Genomic DNA, 12,882 nt, shown 5'->3' on the forward strand with positions numbered 1-12,882 from the left:
GGCGACGGCTCGGCGCCGCCGCCCGTCCCGGGATCGAGAGCGGCTTTCGCGCGAGGGGCCGTCCGGCCGGGCCCTGCCGCGCTCCGAGGACTCAGGCACCGCCCACCAGTGTGGGGCACGACGAGGGCCCGCCACGAGGGGCGTGCGGCCACTTTCTGAGCCCGTACCGTGACCGGGCGGTTACAACGGGCCGATATGGCGGGCCGTTACGCCACGGCCGCCCCCGGGGTCACAGCGCGGCGGCGCCGCGGTCCTTGAGGGCCTTGCCGTACTGCTGGAGGACCCACAGTTCGTTCTGCACGGCGGCCAGGTGCTCGGGGGACGCCTGCGCGCCCAGCCGCACCAGGCTCGTCTGCACGTCCTCGATCCGCCGCTCGACCGCCCGCAGCCGGACGTGGACCAGCTGGGTGCCGGCGTAGACCTCGTCGACCGTGCGGGCGTGGATCGCCTCGACGGCCAGCTCGGTGATCAGCGCGCGGACGGTGTCGTCCGGGGCGGCGTCGCGCACGCGGGTGAGATAGCCGGCGTCGGCGCCGGTCACCCCGCCGGCCTGCTCGACGGCACGGCGCACCACCGCGTAGGGCGGGGCGGTGAACTCGTCCTCCCCGTAGGCGTCGAAGGCGGGGGCCACCAGCTCGGGGCGTTGCAGGGCCAGCTTGAGCAGCTCCCGCTCGGTGCGGTGGGCGGGGCTGCGCAGGTTCAGCGCGGGACCGCTCGGCGCGACCTGCCGCGGCACGGGCGGGCCGGCCGGGGAGCCGGCCCGGTGCCGCTCGCCGCGCTGCTGGTCGGGGCGCTGGCCGCGCTCGCGGGCCCAGCGGGCGAGCTGGCCGACGCGGCGGACGACGAACTGGGAGTCCAGGATGCCGAGCATGCCGGCGAGCTGGACCGCGTACTCGTGCTGGATGGCGCTGTTCTTGATGTTCGCCACGATCGGCGCCGCGGCCTCCAGGGCGGCGGCCCGCCCCTCGGCGGTGTCCAGGTTGTGCCGGGCGACGACCTGGCGGATGGCGAAGGCGAACAGCGGCGTACGGGTCTCCACCAGGTTCTGGACGGCCGCGTCGCCCTGGGCGAGGCGCAGCTCGCAGGGGTCCATGCCGCCCGGCGTGATGGCGATCGAGGTCTCGGCGGCGAACTTCTGGTCGTCCTCGAAGGCCCGCAGCGCCGCCTTCTGGCCGGCGGCGTCGCCGTCGAAGGTGAAGACGACCTCCGAGCCGGAGTTGTCCATCAGCAGCCGGCGCAGGATCTTGATGTGGTCCCCGGCGAAGGCCGTGCCACAGGTGGCGATGGCCGTCGTCACCCCGGCGAGGTGGCAGGCCATGACGTCGGTGTAGCCCTCGACGACCACCGCGCGGTTGCTCTTGGCGATGTCCTTCTTGGCGAGGTCGATGCCGTAGAGGACGTGCGACTTGCGGTAGATCGGGGTCTCGGGGGTGTTGAGGTACTTCGGGCCGTTGTCGTCGTCGCGCAGCTTGCGGGCGCCGAAGCCGATCACCTCGCCGGTGATGTCGCGGATGGGCCACATCAGCCGGCCGCGGAAGCGGTCGATCGGCCCCCGGCGGCCGTCCTGGGCGAGGCCGGAGAGGATCAGTTCCTTGTCGCTGAAGCCCCGGCCGCGCAGGAACCGCACCAGATGGTCCCAGCCGGCCGGGCTGTACCCGACGCCGAAGTGCTGGGCCGCGGCCTGGTCGAAGCCGCGCTCGGCGAGGAACTTCCGGCCGATCTCCGCCTCGGCGCCGTCGAGCTGCTCGGCGTAGTACTTCGCGGCGATCTTGTGGGCCTCGATCAGCCGGATGCGCTCGCCCTGCTGGCGGCCCGGGGTGTAGCCGCCCTCCTCGTAGCGCAGGGTGATGCCGGCCTGGGAGGCGAGCCGCTCGATCGTCTCGGCGAAGGAGAGGTGGTCGATCTTCATGACGAAGTCGACGGTGTCCCCGCCCTCCTGGCAGCCGAAGCAGTAGAAGAGCCCCTTGGCCGGGCTGACCTGGAACGACGGCGACTTCTCGTCGTGGAAGGGGCACAGGCCCTTCAGATTCCCGCCGCCGGCGTTGCGCAGCTGGAGGTACTCGGACACGACGGCGTCGATCGGGACCGCGTCCCGGACCGCCTTCACATCGTCATCGTTGATCCTGCCTGCCACGGGGGAAGTCTACGGGGGTGCCCCGGCGGCTCGTACGGTCTCGTTCTTTCGGCTGACGGCCGGTGGCCATTCTTCCGAGGCCGGGCTCCGCCGGCCCTGCCTACCGTCGGTCGCATGCCCCGTATCCGCCACACGACCACCGCACTGGCCTGCGCCCTCATCCTCGCCGCCGCGGGCGCGCTGTTCAGCGCCTGCATGCTCGCCGTGGACGGCGAGGCCAAGGTCATCGGCGGTCCGGCGTCCGCCGAGGAGCCGGCGCGGGTGGCCATCCCCTCGCTGGGCGTGAACAGCCCGCTGATCCGGCTCAAGCGGGGTGAGCTGCCGCCGAGGGAGAAGGGCACCACCGCCGGCTGGTACGCGGCCGGCGCCCGCCCCGGCGAACCCGGCGCCGCCGTGATCATCGGGCACGACGCCCCGGGCGAGGACCGGCCCGTCTTCCGCGACCTGCACCGGCTCGCGGCGGGCAGCACCATCGACGTCGAGCGCGGCGACGGCACCGTGCTGCACTTCACGGTCACGCGGACCGAGAAGGCCGGCGGCGACGCCTTCCCGGCCCGCGAGGCCTACGCCCCGACGAAGGAGCGGGCGCTGCGCCTGGTCACCTGCGCGGACGGGCGCGGCGCCGAGCACCTCGTCGTCCACGCGACGCTCACGCCAGCTCCGCGCTGAGGCTGATCGTCGTCCCGGCGAGGGCCTGGCTGACCGGGCAGTTCTTCTTGGCCTCCTCGGCGGCGGCCACGAAGCCCTCCTCGTCCAGGCCCGGCACCTCGCCCCGGACGAAGAGATGGATGCCGGTGATGCCCTCGCCCGGCTGGAAGGTGACCTCCGCCCTGGTCTCCAGACGGCTGGGCGGGGTGCCGGCGCCGGCCAGGGCGTGCGAGAGCGCCATGGAGAAACAGCTGGAGTGGGCGCCCGCGATCAGCTCCTCCGGGCTCGTCTTCCCGTTGGCCTCCTGGGAGCGGGAGGCCCACGTCACCGGCTGCTCGGCGATCCCGGACGAGTCGAAGGAGACGACGCCGCTGCCCGTGAGCAGGTCGCCGGTCCAGACGGTGTGCGCGATGCGGTTCGTGGCCACGGGTTGTTCCTCCTGGATTCGATGACGCGCGGCGGGGACCTCGATCATCGTCCTCCCTACCCCGGCCCCCGCCCCGACACGCCCGCGCGGCCTCCCGGGACCCGGCCGCGGCTCAGTCCTCGCCGGCCCCGCCCCGCGCACGCGGCGGCTCCGCCTCACCCGTGGCGGCCTCCGCCTGGGCCTGGGCGATCGAGGCCCGTACCTCGTCCATGTCGAGGGCGCGGGCCTGGCCGATGACGTCCTCCAGCGCGGCCTCCGGCAGCGCGCCCGGCTGGGCGAACACCGCGATGTTGTCGCGCACGATCATCAGCGTCGGGATCGAGCGGATCTCGAAGGCGGCGGCCAGCTCCGGCTCCGCCTCCGTGTCGATCTTGCCGAAGACCAGGTCGCCGTGGCGCTCGGCAGCGGCCTCGTACACCGGCGCGAACTGCCGGCACGGGCCGCACCACGAGGCCCAGAAGTCGATGAGAACGAAGCCGTTCCCGGAGACGATCTCGTCGAAGTTGTCCTTGGTGAGCTCCACCGTGCTGCCGCTCATGAGCATCCTCGGGGTCGTGGGTCAGTGGCTCGGGCCCACCGTAACGGCGGCGGGACGTGCCGTATTCCGGCGTCGCTGCTGTCACACCCGAGGGCTACCGTCGGGGTTATGAACGGCACAGCAGGCAGCGGCACGACAGGCAGCGACACAGCGGGCAACGGCGCAGCGGGCAGCGGCACGGCGGGCAGCCGCACGGCGGACGGTCGCACGGCGGACGGCACCCGCGGCGGGACCGCGCCGGGCGGCACCGAGCGGAACGGGATCGCCGGGTACGAGGCGGCGGACCTGGAGCGGTGGGCGCCCGAGCCCGACAAGCGGCCGGGTCGCACCGCCTTCCAGCGCGACCGCGCGCGGGTGCTGCACTCCGCCGCGCTGCGCCGGCTCGCCGGGAAGACCCAGGTCGTCACGCCCGGCGTCAGCGGCCAGGCGTGGGACGCCAGCCCGCGCACGCGGCTGACCCACTCGCTGGAGTGCGCCCAGGTCGGCCGGGAGCTGGGCGCCGCGCTCGGCTGCGACCCCGACCTCGTCGAGGTGGCCTGCCTGGCGCACGACCTCGGCCACCCGCCCTTCGGGCACAACGGCGAGCAGGCGCTCGACGAAGTGGCCGGCCCCTGCGGCGGGTTCGAGGGCAACGCCCAGTCGCTGCGCCTGCTCACCCGGCTGGAGCCCAAGCGGTTCGCGCTGCGGCCGGGCGCCGAGGAGCCGGTGAGCGTCGGCCTCAACCTCACCCGCGCCGCGCTGGACGCCGCCACCAAGTACCCCTGGCCGCGCGGCGGTCACCCCACCGACCCCGGCTCCCGGAAGTTCGGCGTGTACGAGGACGACGTACCGGTCTACGCATGGTTCCGCGCGGACGCGCCCGGTGTCCGGCGCAGCTTCGAGGCCCAGGTCATGGACTGGTCCGACGACGTCGCCTACTCCGTGCACGACGTGGAGGACGGCCTGCACGCCGGCCACCTCGACCCCAATGTGCTGCTGGCCGACGCCGAGCGCCGCGAGGTCTTCGCCGTCGCCGCCGGGCGCTACGCCCCCGGCGCCGACCCCGAGGAGCTCGCCGAGGCGCTCGACCGCCTGCTGGAGCAGGAGTGGTGGCCGCACGGCTACGACGGCTCGGCCGTCGCCCAGGCCCGGCTCAAGGACGCCACCAGCCAGCTCATCGGCCGGTTCTGCCTCGCCGCCGAGACCGCCACCCGGGCCGCGTGGGGGCCCGGCCGGCTCACGCGCTACCGCGCCGAGCTCGTCGTCCCGCGCGGGACGCGGCTGGAGTGCGCGGTGCTCAAGGCCGTCGCCGACCGGTACGTGATCCAGCGCGAGGACCAGGAGAAGCTGCGCGCCGACCAGCGCGTGGTCATCGCGGAGCTCGCCGAGGCGCTCGTCGCCCGCGCGCCCGACGGTCTGGACCCGCAGTTCCGCAGCCTGTTCGCTGCCGCGGACGACGACGCGGGCCGGCTGCGCGCGATCGTCGACCAGATCGCGGCCCTCACCGACGCGTCGGCACGCTCGCTGCACGCCAGGCTGACGCCGTAGCCTTGCCGGCGCATCACGGGGGCACCGCGCCTTCCGCCGACCCCTCGCCGCCGCGCGACCACGACATGGCGACCTGGCATTGCCGTCCGAGAGGTCCCCGCCGGGCCCGGGCGCCTGCCCCGGCATTCCCTCCGCCGCGACGGCACTCGCTCGTCGCGGCCGGTTCTGCGGTACCGGCCGGCCGGACAGGTGCCCATCGGCCCCGGGGCCGGGGGCTTGCCCCCGGTGTTCCTTCCGCCGCGACGGCGCTCGGCCCACCACGACCGGCCCGGCGGTGTCCGAACCGGCCGGACAGGTGCCCATCAGGGCCCGGGGGCTTGCCCCGGTGTTCCTTCGGTCGCGACGGCGCTCGGCTCACCGTGGCCGATTCTGCGGTGCCGGCCGGCCGGACAGGTCCCCACCGGCCCTGGGGGCCCGGGGGCTTGCCCCCGGTGTTCCTTCCGCCGCGACGGCGCTCGGCCCACCACGACCGGCCCGGCGGTGTCCGAACCGGCCGTGGCCCGGTGGTCGGTCGGGCAGCGGCGGCCGGCGGTGTCCGAACCGGCCGGACAGGTGCCCATCAGGGCCCGGGGGCTTACCCCCGGTGTTCCTTCCGCCGCGACGGCGCTCGGCCCACCACGACCGGCCCGGCGGTGTCCGAACCGGCCGGACAGGTGCCCATCAGGGCCGGTGGCTTGCCCCGGTGTTCCTTCGGCCGTGACGGCGCTCGGCTCGTCGCGGCCGGTTCTGCGGTGCCGGCCGGTCGGACAGATCCCCATCGGCCCCGGGGGCCGGGGGCTTGCCCCCGGTGTTCCTTCCGCCGCGACGGCGCTCGGCCCACCACGACCGGTCCGGCGGTGTCCGAACCGGCCGTGGCCCGGTGGTCGGTCGGGCCGCGGCAAGCGGATGGGTAGCAACCCGTCCGGGGTAGTCCCTCTTCCGGCGCCACGTTCCGTGCGGGACGCTCGGCAGAGGCGCTTTCGACCGAGGAGGCAGCAAGTGGTGGACGCACACCAGACGTTCGTCATCGTCGGAGGGGGCCTGGCCGGTGCGAAGGCGGCCGAGACCCTCCGCGCGGAGGGCTTCACCGGCCGGGTGATCCTCATCTGTGACGAACGCGAGCACCCCTACGAGCGCCCGCCGCTGTCCAAGGGGTACCTCACGGGCCGGGCCGCGCGCGAGAGCGTCTTCGTCCACGAGCCCGCCTGGTACGCGCAGGCCGACATCGAACTCCACCTCGGCCAGCCCGCCGTCCACCTCGACCGCGCCGCCCGGACCGTCCGCCTCGGCGACGGCACCCGCGTCCACTACGACCGGCTGCTGCTGGCCACCGGCGCCGAGCCGCGCCGCCTGGACGTCCCCGGCACCGGCCTGGCCGGCGTGCACCACCTGCGGCGGCTCGCGCACGCCGAGCGGCTGCGCGGCGTGCTGTCCTCCCTCGGCCGCGACAACGGCCACCTCGTGATCGCCGGTGCCGGCTGGATCGGTCTGGAGGTCGCGGCCGCCGCCCGCGGCTACGGCGCCGAGGTGACCGTCGTCGAGCCCGAGCCGACCCCGCTGCACACCGTCATCGGCCCCGAACTCGGCCAGGTCTTCGCCGACCTGCACGCCGAGCACGGCGTCCGCTTCCACTTCGGCGCCCGCCTCACCGAGATCACCGGCCACGACGGCATGGTCCTCGCCGCCCGCACCGACGACGGCGAGGAGCACCCCGCGCACGACGTCCTCGCCGCCGTCGGCGCCGCCCCGCGCACCGCCCTCGCCGAGGCCGCCGGGCTCGCCCTCGTCGACCGCGCCGACGGCGGCGGCATCGCCGTCGACGCCTCGCTGCGCACCTCCGACCCCGACATCTACGCGGCCGGCGACGTCGCCGCCGCCCCCCTCCGGCCCGGCACCCGGCTGCGCGTCGAGCACTGGGACAACGCCCGCAGCACCGGCCCCGCCGCCGCCCGCGCCATGCTCGGCCAGGACGTCACCTACGACCGCGTCCCGTACTTCTTCTCCGACCAGTACGACGTCGGCCTCGAATTCTCCGGCTACGCCCCGCCCGGCTCCTACGACCAGGTCGTCTGCCGCGGCGACGTCGGCAAGCGCGAGTTCATCGCCTTCTGGCTCCACGAGGGCCGCCTCCTCGCGGGCCTCAACGTCAACGTCTGGGACGTCGCCGGCCCGATCCAGCGCCTCATCCGGGCCGGCACCCGGCTCGACCCCGAAGCGCTGGCGGACCCGTCGGTGCCGCTGGAGGCGCTGTGAACGCCCCGCGCACGGCCCTGGTCCCCGTCGCCGAGATCCTGCCCCTCCGGCACGCGGTGCTGCGCCCGGGCCTGCCGCCCGGGGCGGCCGCCTTCCCCGGGGACAGTGCCCCCGGCACCTTCCACGTCGCCGCTTACGACGAGGCCGGGGCAGTACGCGCCTGCGTCTCGTTCTTCCCGGAGCAGCCGTCCTGGGACGCGCCCGCCGCGTACCGCTTCCGCGGCATGGCGAGCGATCCCGCCGTCCGCGGCCGTGGCTACGGCGTCGCCGTACTCCGCGCCGGACTCGCCGAGGCCGCCGCCCGGGGCGCCGGACTCGTCTGGTGCAACGGGCGCACGGGGGCGCGCGGCTTCTACGAGCACCACGGCTTCACGGTGGTGGGGGAGGAGTTCGATGTGCCGGGGGTGGGGCCGCACTTCGTCTTCACGGCCAAGCTCCCGGCACCGTAGAGCCTGGCCGGCGGTTCTTCGCCGGGCCGGTCGGGACGGGCTGAGCGCCGTTGCGGCGGGAAGAACGCCGGGGGCAGGCCCCCGGACCCCGGCGGATACGCGGCCACCGCGGGGAACTCGTCCGCCACGATGCCGCCGGACGGCCCTACGCCACCAGCCGCTGGAGCAGCCCCCACGTGAACTCCGCCACGTACTCGCCCCGTTCGCCGGCCGCGTCCGGGGCGGAGAACGCCAGGCGCCACCGCGTCGGGGCCGTGCCCTCCATCGGCCGGGCGGGCGGGAAGGCGCGGGCCACCTCGTCGACCGTGCACGACCACGGCACCAGGTCCTCGACCGTCCGCAGCCGCGGCCCCGCCGCCCCCGGCGCGCGGACGAGCCACTCGTTCCAGACGACGCCGCCCGGCGCCGCGAGGACCTCGAAGCGCAGGTCCGGCCAGAGCGGTACGCGCCAGGTCAGCGCCTCGAAGGTGAGATCGCCGACGCGCCGCTCACCCGTCGTCCCGGGCGGTCCCAGTACCGACCGGTAGCGGGCCCCGGCGGCCCGGCGCCGGGAGGAGTGCACCATCGCCTGCCAGCGGCGGTTCGCCTCCCGCATCGCGGCGCGGTCGACGTCCAGCTCGCGCAGGGCGTCCTCGACCAGGCCGGGCTGGTGGTCCGCCATGCGGCGCAGCAGGACGAGCTGGAAGTCGAGCGGCCCGAAGGCCGGGGCGGATACCGGTCTCATAGGGACATGGTCGCGCAACCTTTACCTGCCGTCAGCCGTGTGCGGGTACGGTCGGGCCCATGACGGAAATCGACCCCCGGCGCACCGCCCTGCTCGTCGTCGACCTCATGGAACGCACCGTGGCCCTGCCCCTCGCGCCCCACTCGGGCGACGAAGTGGCCGAGAGGGTGGTCGAGTTGGCGCGTGGCTTCCGCAAGGCCGGCGCACCGGTCGTGCTGGTCCGGGCGGAACGGCCGGGCGTCGCCGAACAGCCGCCCGGCAGCGGGCTGTTGACGGGCCTCGCCGAGCCGGGCGACGTCGAGGTCGTGAAGCGCGCCGTCGGCGCCTTCCACGGCACCGGACTGGACGCGGCCCTGCGCGAGCGCGGGGTGCGCACCCTCGTCCTGGCCGGGATCGCCACCAACCTCGGCGTCGAGTCGACCGCGCGGGCCGCCGCCGACCACGGCTACGAGCTGGTCTTCGTGGAGGACGCGATGAGCGCCCTGACGGCCGAGGAGCACCGGGCGTCGGTGGCGCTGGACATGCCGCGCCTGGGCACGGTCGTCACGGCGGCGGGGCTGCGGCTGCCGGTCTGATCCGGTCCGGCACCCGCTTCGGTCCGGCATCCGCCTCGGCCGGCAGCCGCTTCGGTCCGGCATCCGCCTCGGCCCGGATCCGCTTCAGTCCAGCATTCGCCGCAGGAGGTCGCGCAGGGTCGTGCGCTCCTGCTCCGAGAGCCCGGCCAGCGGCTCGCGCGCGAAGTTCAGCGACGCGCGCAGCCGGGCGGAGGTCTCGCGGCCCTCCTCGGTGGCGGCCGCGAGCTTGACCCGGCGGTCGTCGGGGTCGGGGCGCCGCTCGACCAGGCCCCGGGTCTCCAGCCGGTCGACGATGCCGGTGACGTTCGACGGCTCGCACTTCAGCTGCTGGGCGATCCGGCGCATCGGCATCGCCTCCCGGGAGAGCAGCGCCAGGACGCGCGCCTGCGCGCCCGTGAGGGCGTGCTTGCCGGCCGCCTCCTCGTACTCCTCGTGGTAGCGCGCGACCACGGTCGCGATGAGCTCGACCACCTCGACGGTGAGGGGGTCGGTGGGGGGAGTCGGCGTCCGCTCGGTCATGCCTTCAGGCTACCCCTTTGCTTGACAACATGAAATATCGAGGAGCATGGTTGTTTCAGTAAGTGAAGCTTCTGGAGGTCGTGCCGTGTCTGCAACGCCTGCAACCCCCGTCATCAGCCGTGAGTGGCACCTGGTCGCCCGCCCGGAGGGCTGGCCGAAGCCGGAGGACTTCGCCCTGCGCGAGGTCGAGCTCCCCGAGCCCGGCGAGGGCCAGATCCTGGTTCGCAACGTCCACATGTCGGTCGACCCCTACATGCGCGGCCGCATGAACGACGTCAAGTCCTACATCCCCCCGTTCGAGCTGGACCGCCCCATGGACGGCGGCGCGGTCGGCGAGGTCGTCGCCTCCCGCGCCGAGGGCCTCGCCCCCGGCGACCATGTGCTGCACGGCCTCGGCTGGCGCGAGTACGCCGTGGTCGACGCCCGGCGCACGGTCAAGGTCGACCCCGCCGCGGCGCCGCTCTCCGCCTACCTCGGCGTGCTCGGCATGCCCGGCATGACCGCCTACGCCGGTCTGCTGGAGGTCGCCTCCTTCAAGGAGGGCGACGCCGTCTTCGTCTCCGGCGCGGCCGGCGCGGTCGGCAGCCAGGTCGGCCAGATCGCCAAGCTCAAGGGCGCCTCGCGCGTCATCGGCAGCGCAGGCTCGGACGAGAAGGTCCGCGTCCTGATCGAGGAGTACGGCTTCGACGCCGCCTTCAACTACAAGAACGGCTCCGTCGCCGAGCAGCTGCACAAGGCCGCGCCCGACGGCATCGACGTCTACTTCGAGAACGTCGGCGGCGAGCACCTGGAGGCCGCGCTCTCCGCGCTCAACCCGCACGGCCGCATCACCGTCTGCGGCCTGATCGCCCAGTACAACGCCACCGAGCCGCAGCCCGGACCGCGCAACCTCGCGCAGCTCCTCGCCAAGCGGCTGCGGATGCAGGGCATGATCGTCAGCGATCACGAGGCCCTGCGGCCGCAGTTCTTCGAGGAGGTCGGCGGCTGGCTGCGCTCCGGTGAGCTGAAGTACCGCGAGACCGTCGTTGAGGGCATCGACCATGCCGTCGACGCCTTCCTCGGCCTGCTGCGCGGCGAGAACACCGGCAAGATGATCGTCACCCTCTGAGCTCCGACTCCCTTTCCGGCGCCCCGTTCGCCCCGCTCACCCCGCTCACCCCGTTAGGAAAAACGTTTCATGTCCACGCAGCCCGTAGAGGTTCTCTACACCGCCGTCGCCACTGCCGAGAACGGCCGTGACGGCCGCGTCGCCAGCGACGACGGCAATCTCGACGTCGTCGTCAACCCGCCGAAGGAGCTCGGCGGCAGCGGCGCCGGCACCAACCCCGAGCAGCTCTTCGCCGCCGGCTACAGCGCCTGCTTCCAGAGCGCGCTCGGCGTCGTCGCCCGCCAGGAGAAGGCCGACATCTCCGGCTCCACCGTCACCGCCGAGGTCGGCCTCGGCCGCATCGAGGGCGGCGGCTACGGGCTGGCGGTCACCCTGTCGACCCGCATCCCGAACGTCGACGCGGCCACCGCCCGCGCCCTGGTCGAGAAGGCCCACCAGGTCTGCCCGTACTCCAACGCCACCCGGGGCAACGTCGAGGTCACCCTCCACGTCCTGTAGCCGGACCGGGCCGGCGGTCGCCTTCCGGCCGAGCGATTACGCTTTCCCGCCATGCGAGATCTTGCAGCGGGCATGTCGTACCTGGTCAAGGGCCAGCGCTGGATGGGACGCGACCGCCGGCGGTGGGGCCTCGGGTTGCTGCCCGGCCTCGTCACCCTCGTCGGTTACGTCGCCGCGCTGGCCGCGCTCGGCCTCTGGGCGGACGACGTCATCGACTGGGCGACGCCCTTCGCCGACGGCTGGGGCTCGCCCTGGGCCGCGCTCCTCCGCACCACCCTGACCGTCCTGTTCTTCGCCGGCGGCCTGCTGCTGGCCGTCGTCTCCTTCACCGCCGTGACCCTGCTGGTCGGCCAGCCCTTCTACGAGGAGCTCTCCGCCCGGGTCGACCGCGCCGTCTCCGGCCACGCCCCCGAGTCCGGCCTCCCCCTCTGGCGCGAACTGTGGATCTCCGCCCGTGAGAGCCTCGCCGTCCTCGTCCGGGTCGTCCTGTGGGGCCTGCTCGTCTTCGCCCTCGGTTTCCTGCCGGTCGTCGGCCAGACCGTCGTCCCCGCGCTGGGCTTCTGCGTCACGGGCTTCTTCCTCACCGAGGAACTCACCGCCGTGGCCCTCCAGCGCCGCACGGTCCCCCTCCGCACCCGCCTCACCCTCCTCCGCTCCCGCCCCCTCCTCACCCTGGGCTTCGGCGTCCCGCTGACCCTGCTGTTCCTGATCCCGCTCGTCGCGGTCTTCGTCATGCCGGGCGCGGTCGCGGGGGCGACCCTGCTGGCCCGCGACCTGCTGGGGGAGACGGCGGAGGGGGACGACGAGAGCGGCGAGGGCGCGCCGGAGCGGACGGAGAGCGGTGCGGCGGACTCATGATCCGCCGGTGGTCCGTACGGCGGTGACTGCCAGGGTCGTGTACCGGGCCGTGAAGCCGCCGCCCATAGCGTCGACCGCCGTGCCCACGCCCGCCAGCAGCTCCGTCAGCGCGTCCGGCGGGAGCCGGGTGAAGGCGCCCAGGGTCGGCAGCTGTGCCAGCCAGGCGTCGCGGGTGTACGTCCACCGCCAGTCGTACCGCCACTGCTCCGGTTCACCGAACGTGCCCGTGTTCCGCATGCCGTCGGCGGCCTTGGCGGACAGTGCGCGGTAGCCGTCCACGGCCTGCCCGGTGGTCATCGCCCGCGCCGCGATCGGCATGCCGGGCAGCACCCGCCGGCAGACCCCGGCGAAGGCCTCCGCCGCCTCGGGCGGCAGCTGGAGGACGTTCCAGAACGCCGCCAGCCGGCCGCCGGGCCGCAGGACGCGTGCCGCCCTGGCCGCTCCCGTCACCGGGTCGATCCAGTGCCAGGCCTGGCCGGCGACGACCGCGTCGAACGTCCGGCCGGCCGGATCCCAGTCCTCGAACGTCGACACATCGACCTCCAGGCCGCTGCGCCGCGCCGGGCCGGCCATCCGCGCGTCGGGCTCGACGCCGAGCACCGCGCAGCCGGCCGCCCGGAACTGGCGGGCGTCGATGCCGGTCCC

The 12,882-nt window shown here is 74.5% G+C and carries 14 protein-coding genes; 8 read left to right on the forward strand and 6 right to left on the reverse strand.

Features of this window, described 5'->3' with window-relative positions; translation table 11 throughout:
* Positions 1-229: 229 nt before the first annotated feature.
* Complete coding sequence (dnaG, locus tag AB0K09_RS21060; protein ID WP_366066915.1) at positions 230-2,134, reverse strand: DNA primase; 1,905 nt, start codon at positions 2,132-2,134, stop codon at positions 230-232.
* A 114-nt stretch (positions 2,135-2,248) separates the two neighbouring features.
* On the opposite strand from dnaG, the gene AB0K09_RS21065 reads away from it, so the two are divergent.
* Positions 2,249-2,803 (forward strand): sortase, encoded by a 555-nt coding sequence (locus tag AB0K09_RS21065; RefSeq protein ID WP_366066916.1) that lies wholly within the window; start codon positions 2,249-2,251, stop codon positions 2,801-2,803.
* Here AB0K09_RS21065 and AB0K09_RS21070 read toward each other — a convergent pair.
* Both AB0K09_RS21070 and trxA read right to left on the reverse strand, forming a co-directional pair.
* Entirely contained in the window at positions 2,784-3,209 is a 426-nt protein-coding gene (locus AB0K09_RS21070) for an OsmC family protein (protein WP_366066917.1), read from the reverse strand. The genes AB0K09_RS21065 and AB0K09_RS21070 overlap by 20 nt on opposite strands.
* Positions 3,210-3,321: 112 nt before the next feature.
* A complete protein-coding gene (gene trxA / locus AB0K09_RS21075; protein ID WP_366066918.1) occupies positions 3,322-3,747 on the reverse strand; it encodes a thioredoxin in 426 nt (141 codons plus the stop codon).
* A gap of 108 nt (positions 3,748-3,855) precedes the next feature.
* Here trxA and AB0K09_RS21080 point away from each other — a divergent pair, with 108 nt between their 5' ends.
* The 3 genes from AB0K09_RS21080 (at position 3,856) to AB0K09_RS21090 (ending at position 7,955) form a co-directional block, all read left to right on the forward strand.
* Positions 3,856-5,274 (forward strand): deoxyguanosinetriphosphate triphosphohydrolase, encoded by a 1,419-nt coding sequence (locus AB0K09_RS21080; RefSeq protein ID WP_366066919.1) that lies wholly within the window; start codon positions 3,856-3,858, stop codon positions 5,272-5,274.
* A 978-nt stretch (positions 5,275-6,252) separates the two neighbouring features.
* Complete coding sequence (locus tag AB0K09_RS21085; protein WP_366066920.1) at positions 6,253-7,506, forward strand: FAD-dependent oxidoreductase; 1,254 nt, start codon at positions 6,253-6,255, stop codon at positions 7,504-7,506.
* Entirely contained in the window at positions 7,503-7,955 is a 453-nt protein-coding gene (locus AB0K09_RS21090; protein WP_366066921.1) for a GNAT family N-acetyltransferase, read from the forward strand. The genes AB0K09_RS21085 and AB0K09_RS21090 overlap by 4 nt, the downstream gene beginning before the upstream one ends.
* A 145-nt stretch (positions 7,956-8,100) precedes the next feature.
* On the opposite strand, the gene AB0K09_RS21095 is transcribed toward AB0K09_RS21090, so the two are convergent.
* Positions 8,101-8,679 carry a hypothetical protein gene (locus tag AB0K09_RS21095; RefSeq protein WP_366066922.1) on the reverse strand — a complete coding sequence of 193 codons (579 nt, stop codon included), beginning with the start codon at positions 8,677-8,679 and terminating at the stop codon, positions 8,101-8,103.
* Between the two features lie 59 nt (positions 8,680-8,738).
* On the opposite strand from AB0K09_RS21095, the gene AB0K09_RS21100 reads away from it, so the two are divergent.
* On the forward strand, positions 8,739-9,254 hold the full coding sequence (locus AB0K09_RS21100; RefSeq protein ID WP_366066923.1) for an isochorismatase family protein: 516 nt from the start codon (positions 8,739-8,741) through the stop codon (positions 9,252-9,254).
* An 84-nt stretch (positions 9,255-9,338) separates the two neighbouring features.
* Here the strand turns inward: AB0K09_RS21100 and AB0K09_RS21105 are convergent, their stop codons facing one another.
* The gene (locus tag AB0K09_RS21105) at positions 9,339-9,773 is read right to left on the reverse strand and encodes a MarR family transcriptional regulator (protein ID WP_366066924.1); all 435 of its coding nucleotides are present in this window, start codon (positions 9,771-9,773) and stop codon (positions 9,339-9,341) included.
* Between the two features lie 85 nt (positions 9,774-9,858).
* Here AB0K09_RS21105 and AB0K09_RS21110 point away from each other — a divergent pair, with 85 nt between their 5' ends.
* The 3 genes from AB0K09_RS21110 to AB0K09_RS21120 all read left to right on the forward strand — a co-directional run bounded on the left by AB0K09_RS21110 (position 9,859) and on the right by AB0K09_RS21120 (position 12,237).
* Positions 9,859-10,881: an NADP-dependent oxidoreductase gene (locus AB0K09_RS21110; protein ID WP_366066925.1), complete on the forward strand. Its 1,023-nt coding sequence runs from the start codon at positions 9,859-9,861 to the stop codon at positions 10,879-10,881.
* Positions 10,882-10,950: 69 nt separating this feature from the next.
* Positions 10,951-11,379, forward strand: coding sequence for an organic hydroperoxide resistance protein (locus AB0K09_RS21115; RefSeq protein WP_366066926.1), 429 nt, complete (start codon positions 10,951-10,953; stop codon positions 11,377-11,379).
* Between the two features lie 51 nt (positions 11,380-11,430).
* Positions 11,431-12,237, forward strand: coding sequence for an EI24 domain-containing protein (locus AB0K09_RS21120; protein ID WP_366066927.1), 807 nt, complete (start codon positions 11,431-11,433; stop codon positions 12,235-12,237).
* Here AB0K09_RS21120 and AB0K09_RS21125 read toward each other — a convergent pair.
* Positions 12,232-12,882 (reverse strand): class I SAM-dependent methyltransferase (locus AB0K09_RS21125; RefSeq protein WP_366066928.1); only part of this gene is annotated, 651 nt, incomplete at its 5' end. The genes AB0K09_RS21120 and AB0K09_RS21125 overlap by 6 nt on opposite strands.

The organism is Streptomyces sp. NPDC049577, assembly GCF_040675635.1.
Classification (GTDB): domain Bacteria; phylum Actinomycetota; class Actinomycetes; order Streptomycetales; family Streptomycetaceae; genus Streptomyces.

Coding starts and splice junctions, on each gene's coding strand:
- AB0K09_RS21120 (WP_366066927.1), top strand. CDS start 11,431: ATGCGAGATCTTGCAGCGGGCATGTCGTACCTGGTCAAGGGCCAGCGC.
- AB0K09_RS21080 (WP_366066919.1), top strand. CDS start 3,856: ATGAACGGCACAGCAGGCAGCGGCACGACAGGCAGCGACACAGCGGGC.
- AB0K09_RS21115 (WP_366066926.1), top strand. CDS start 10,951: ATGTCCACGCAGCCCGTAGAGGTTCTCTACACCGCCGTCGCCACTGCC.
- AB0K09_RS21095 (WP_366066922.1), bottom strand. CDS start 8,679: ATGAGACCGGTATCCGCCCCGGCCTTCGGGCCGCTCGACTTCCAGCTC.
- AB0K09_RS21100 (WP_366066923.1), top strand. CDS start 8,739: ATGACGGAAATCGACCCCCGGCGCACCGCCCTGCTCGTCGTCGACCTC.
- AB0K09_RS21065 (WP_366066916.1), top strand. CDS start 2,249: ATGCCCCGTATCCGCCACACGACCACCGCACTGGCCTGCGCCCTCATC.
- AB0K09_RS21105 (WP_366066924.1), bottom strand. CDS start 9,773: ATGACCGAGCGGACGCCGACTCCCCCCACCGACCCCCTCACCGTCGAG.
- trxA (WP_366066918.1), bottom strand. CDS start 3,747: ATGAGCGGCAGCACGGTGGAGCTCACCAAGGACAACTTCGACGAGATC.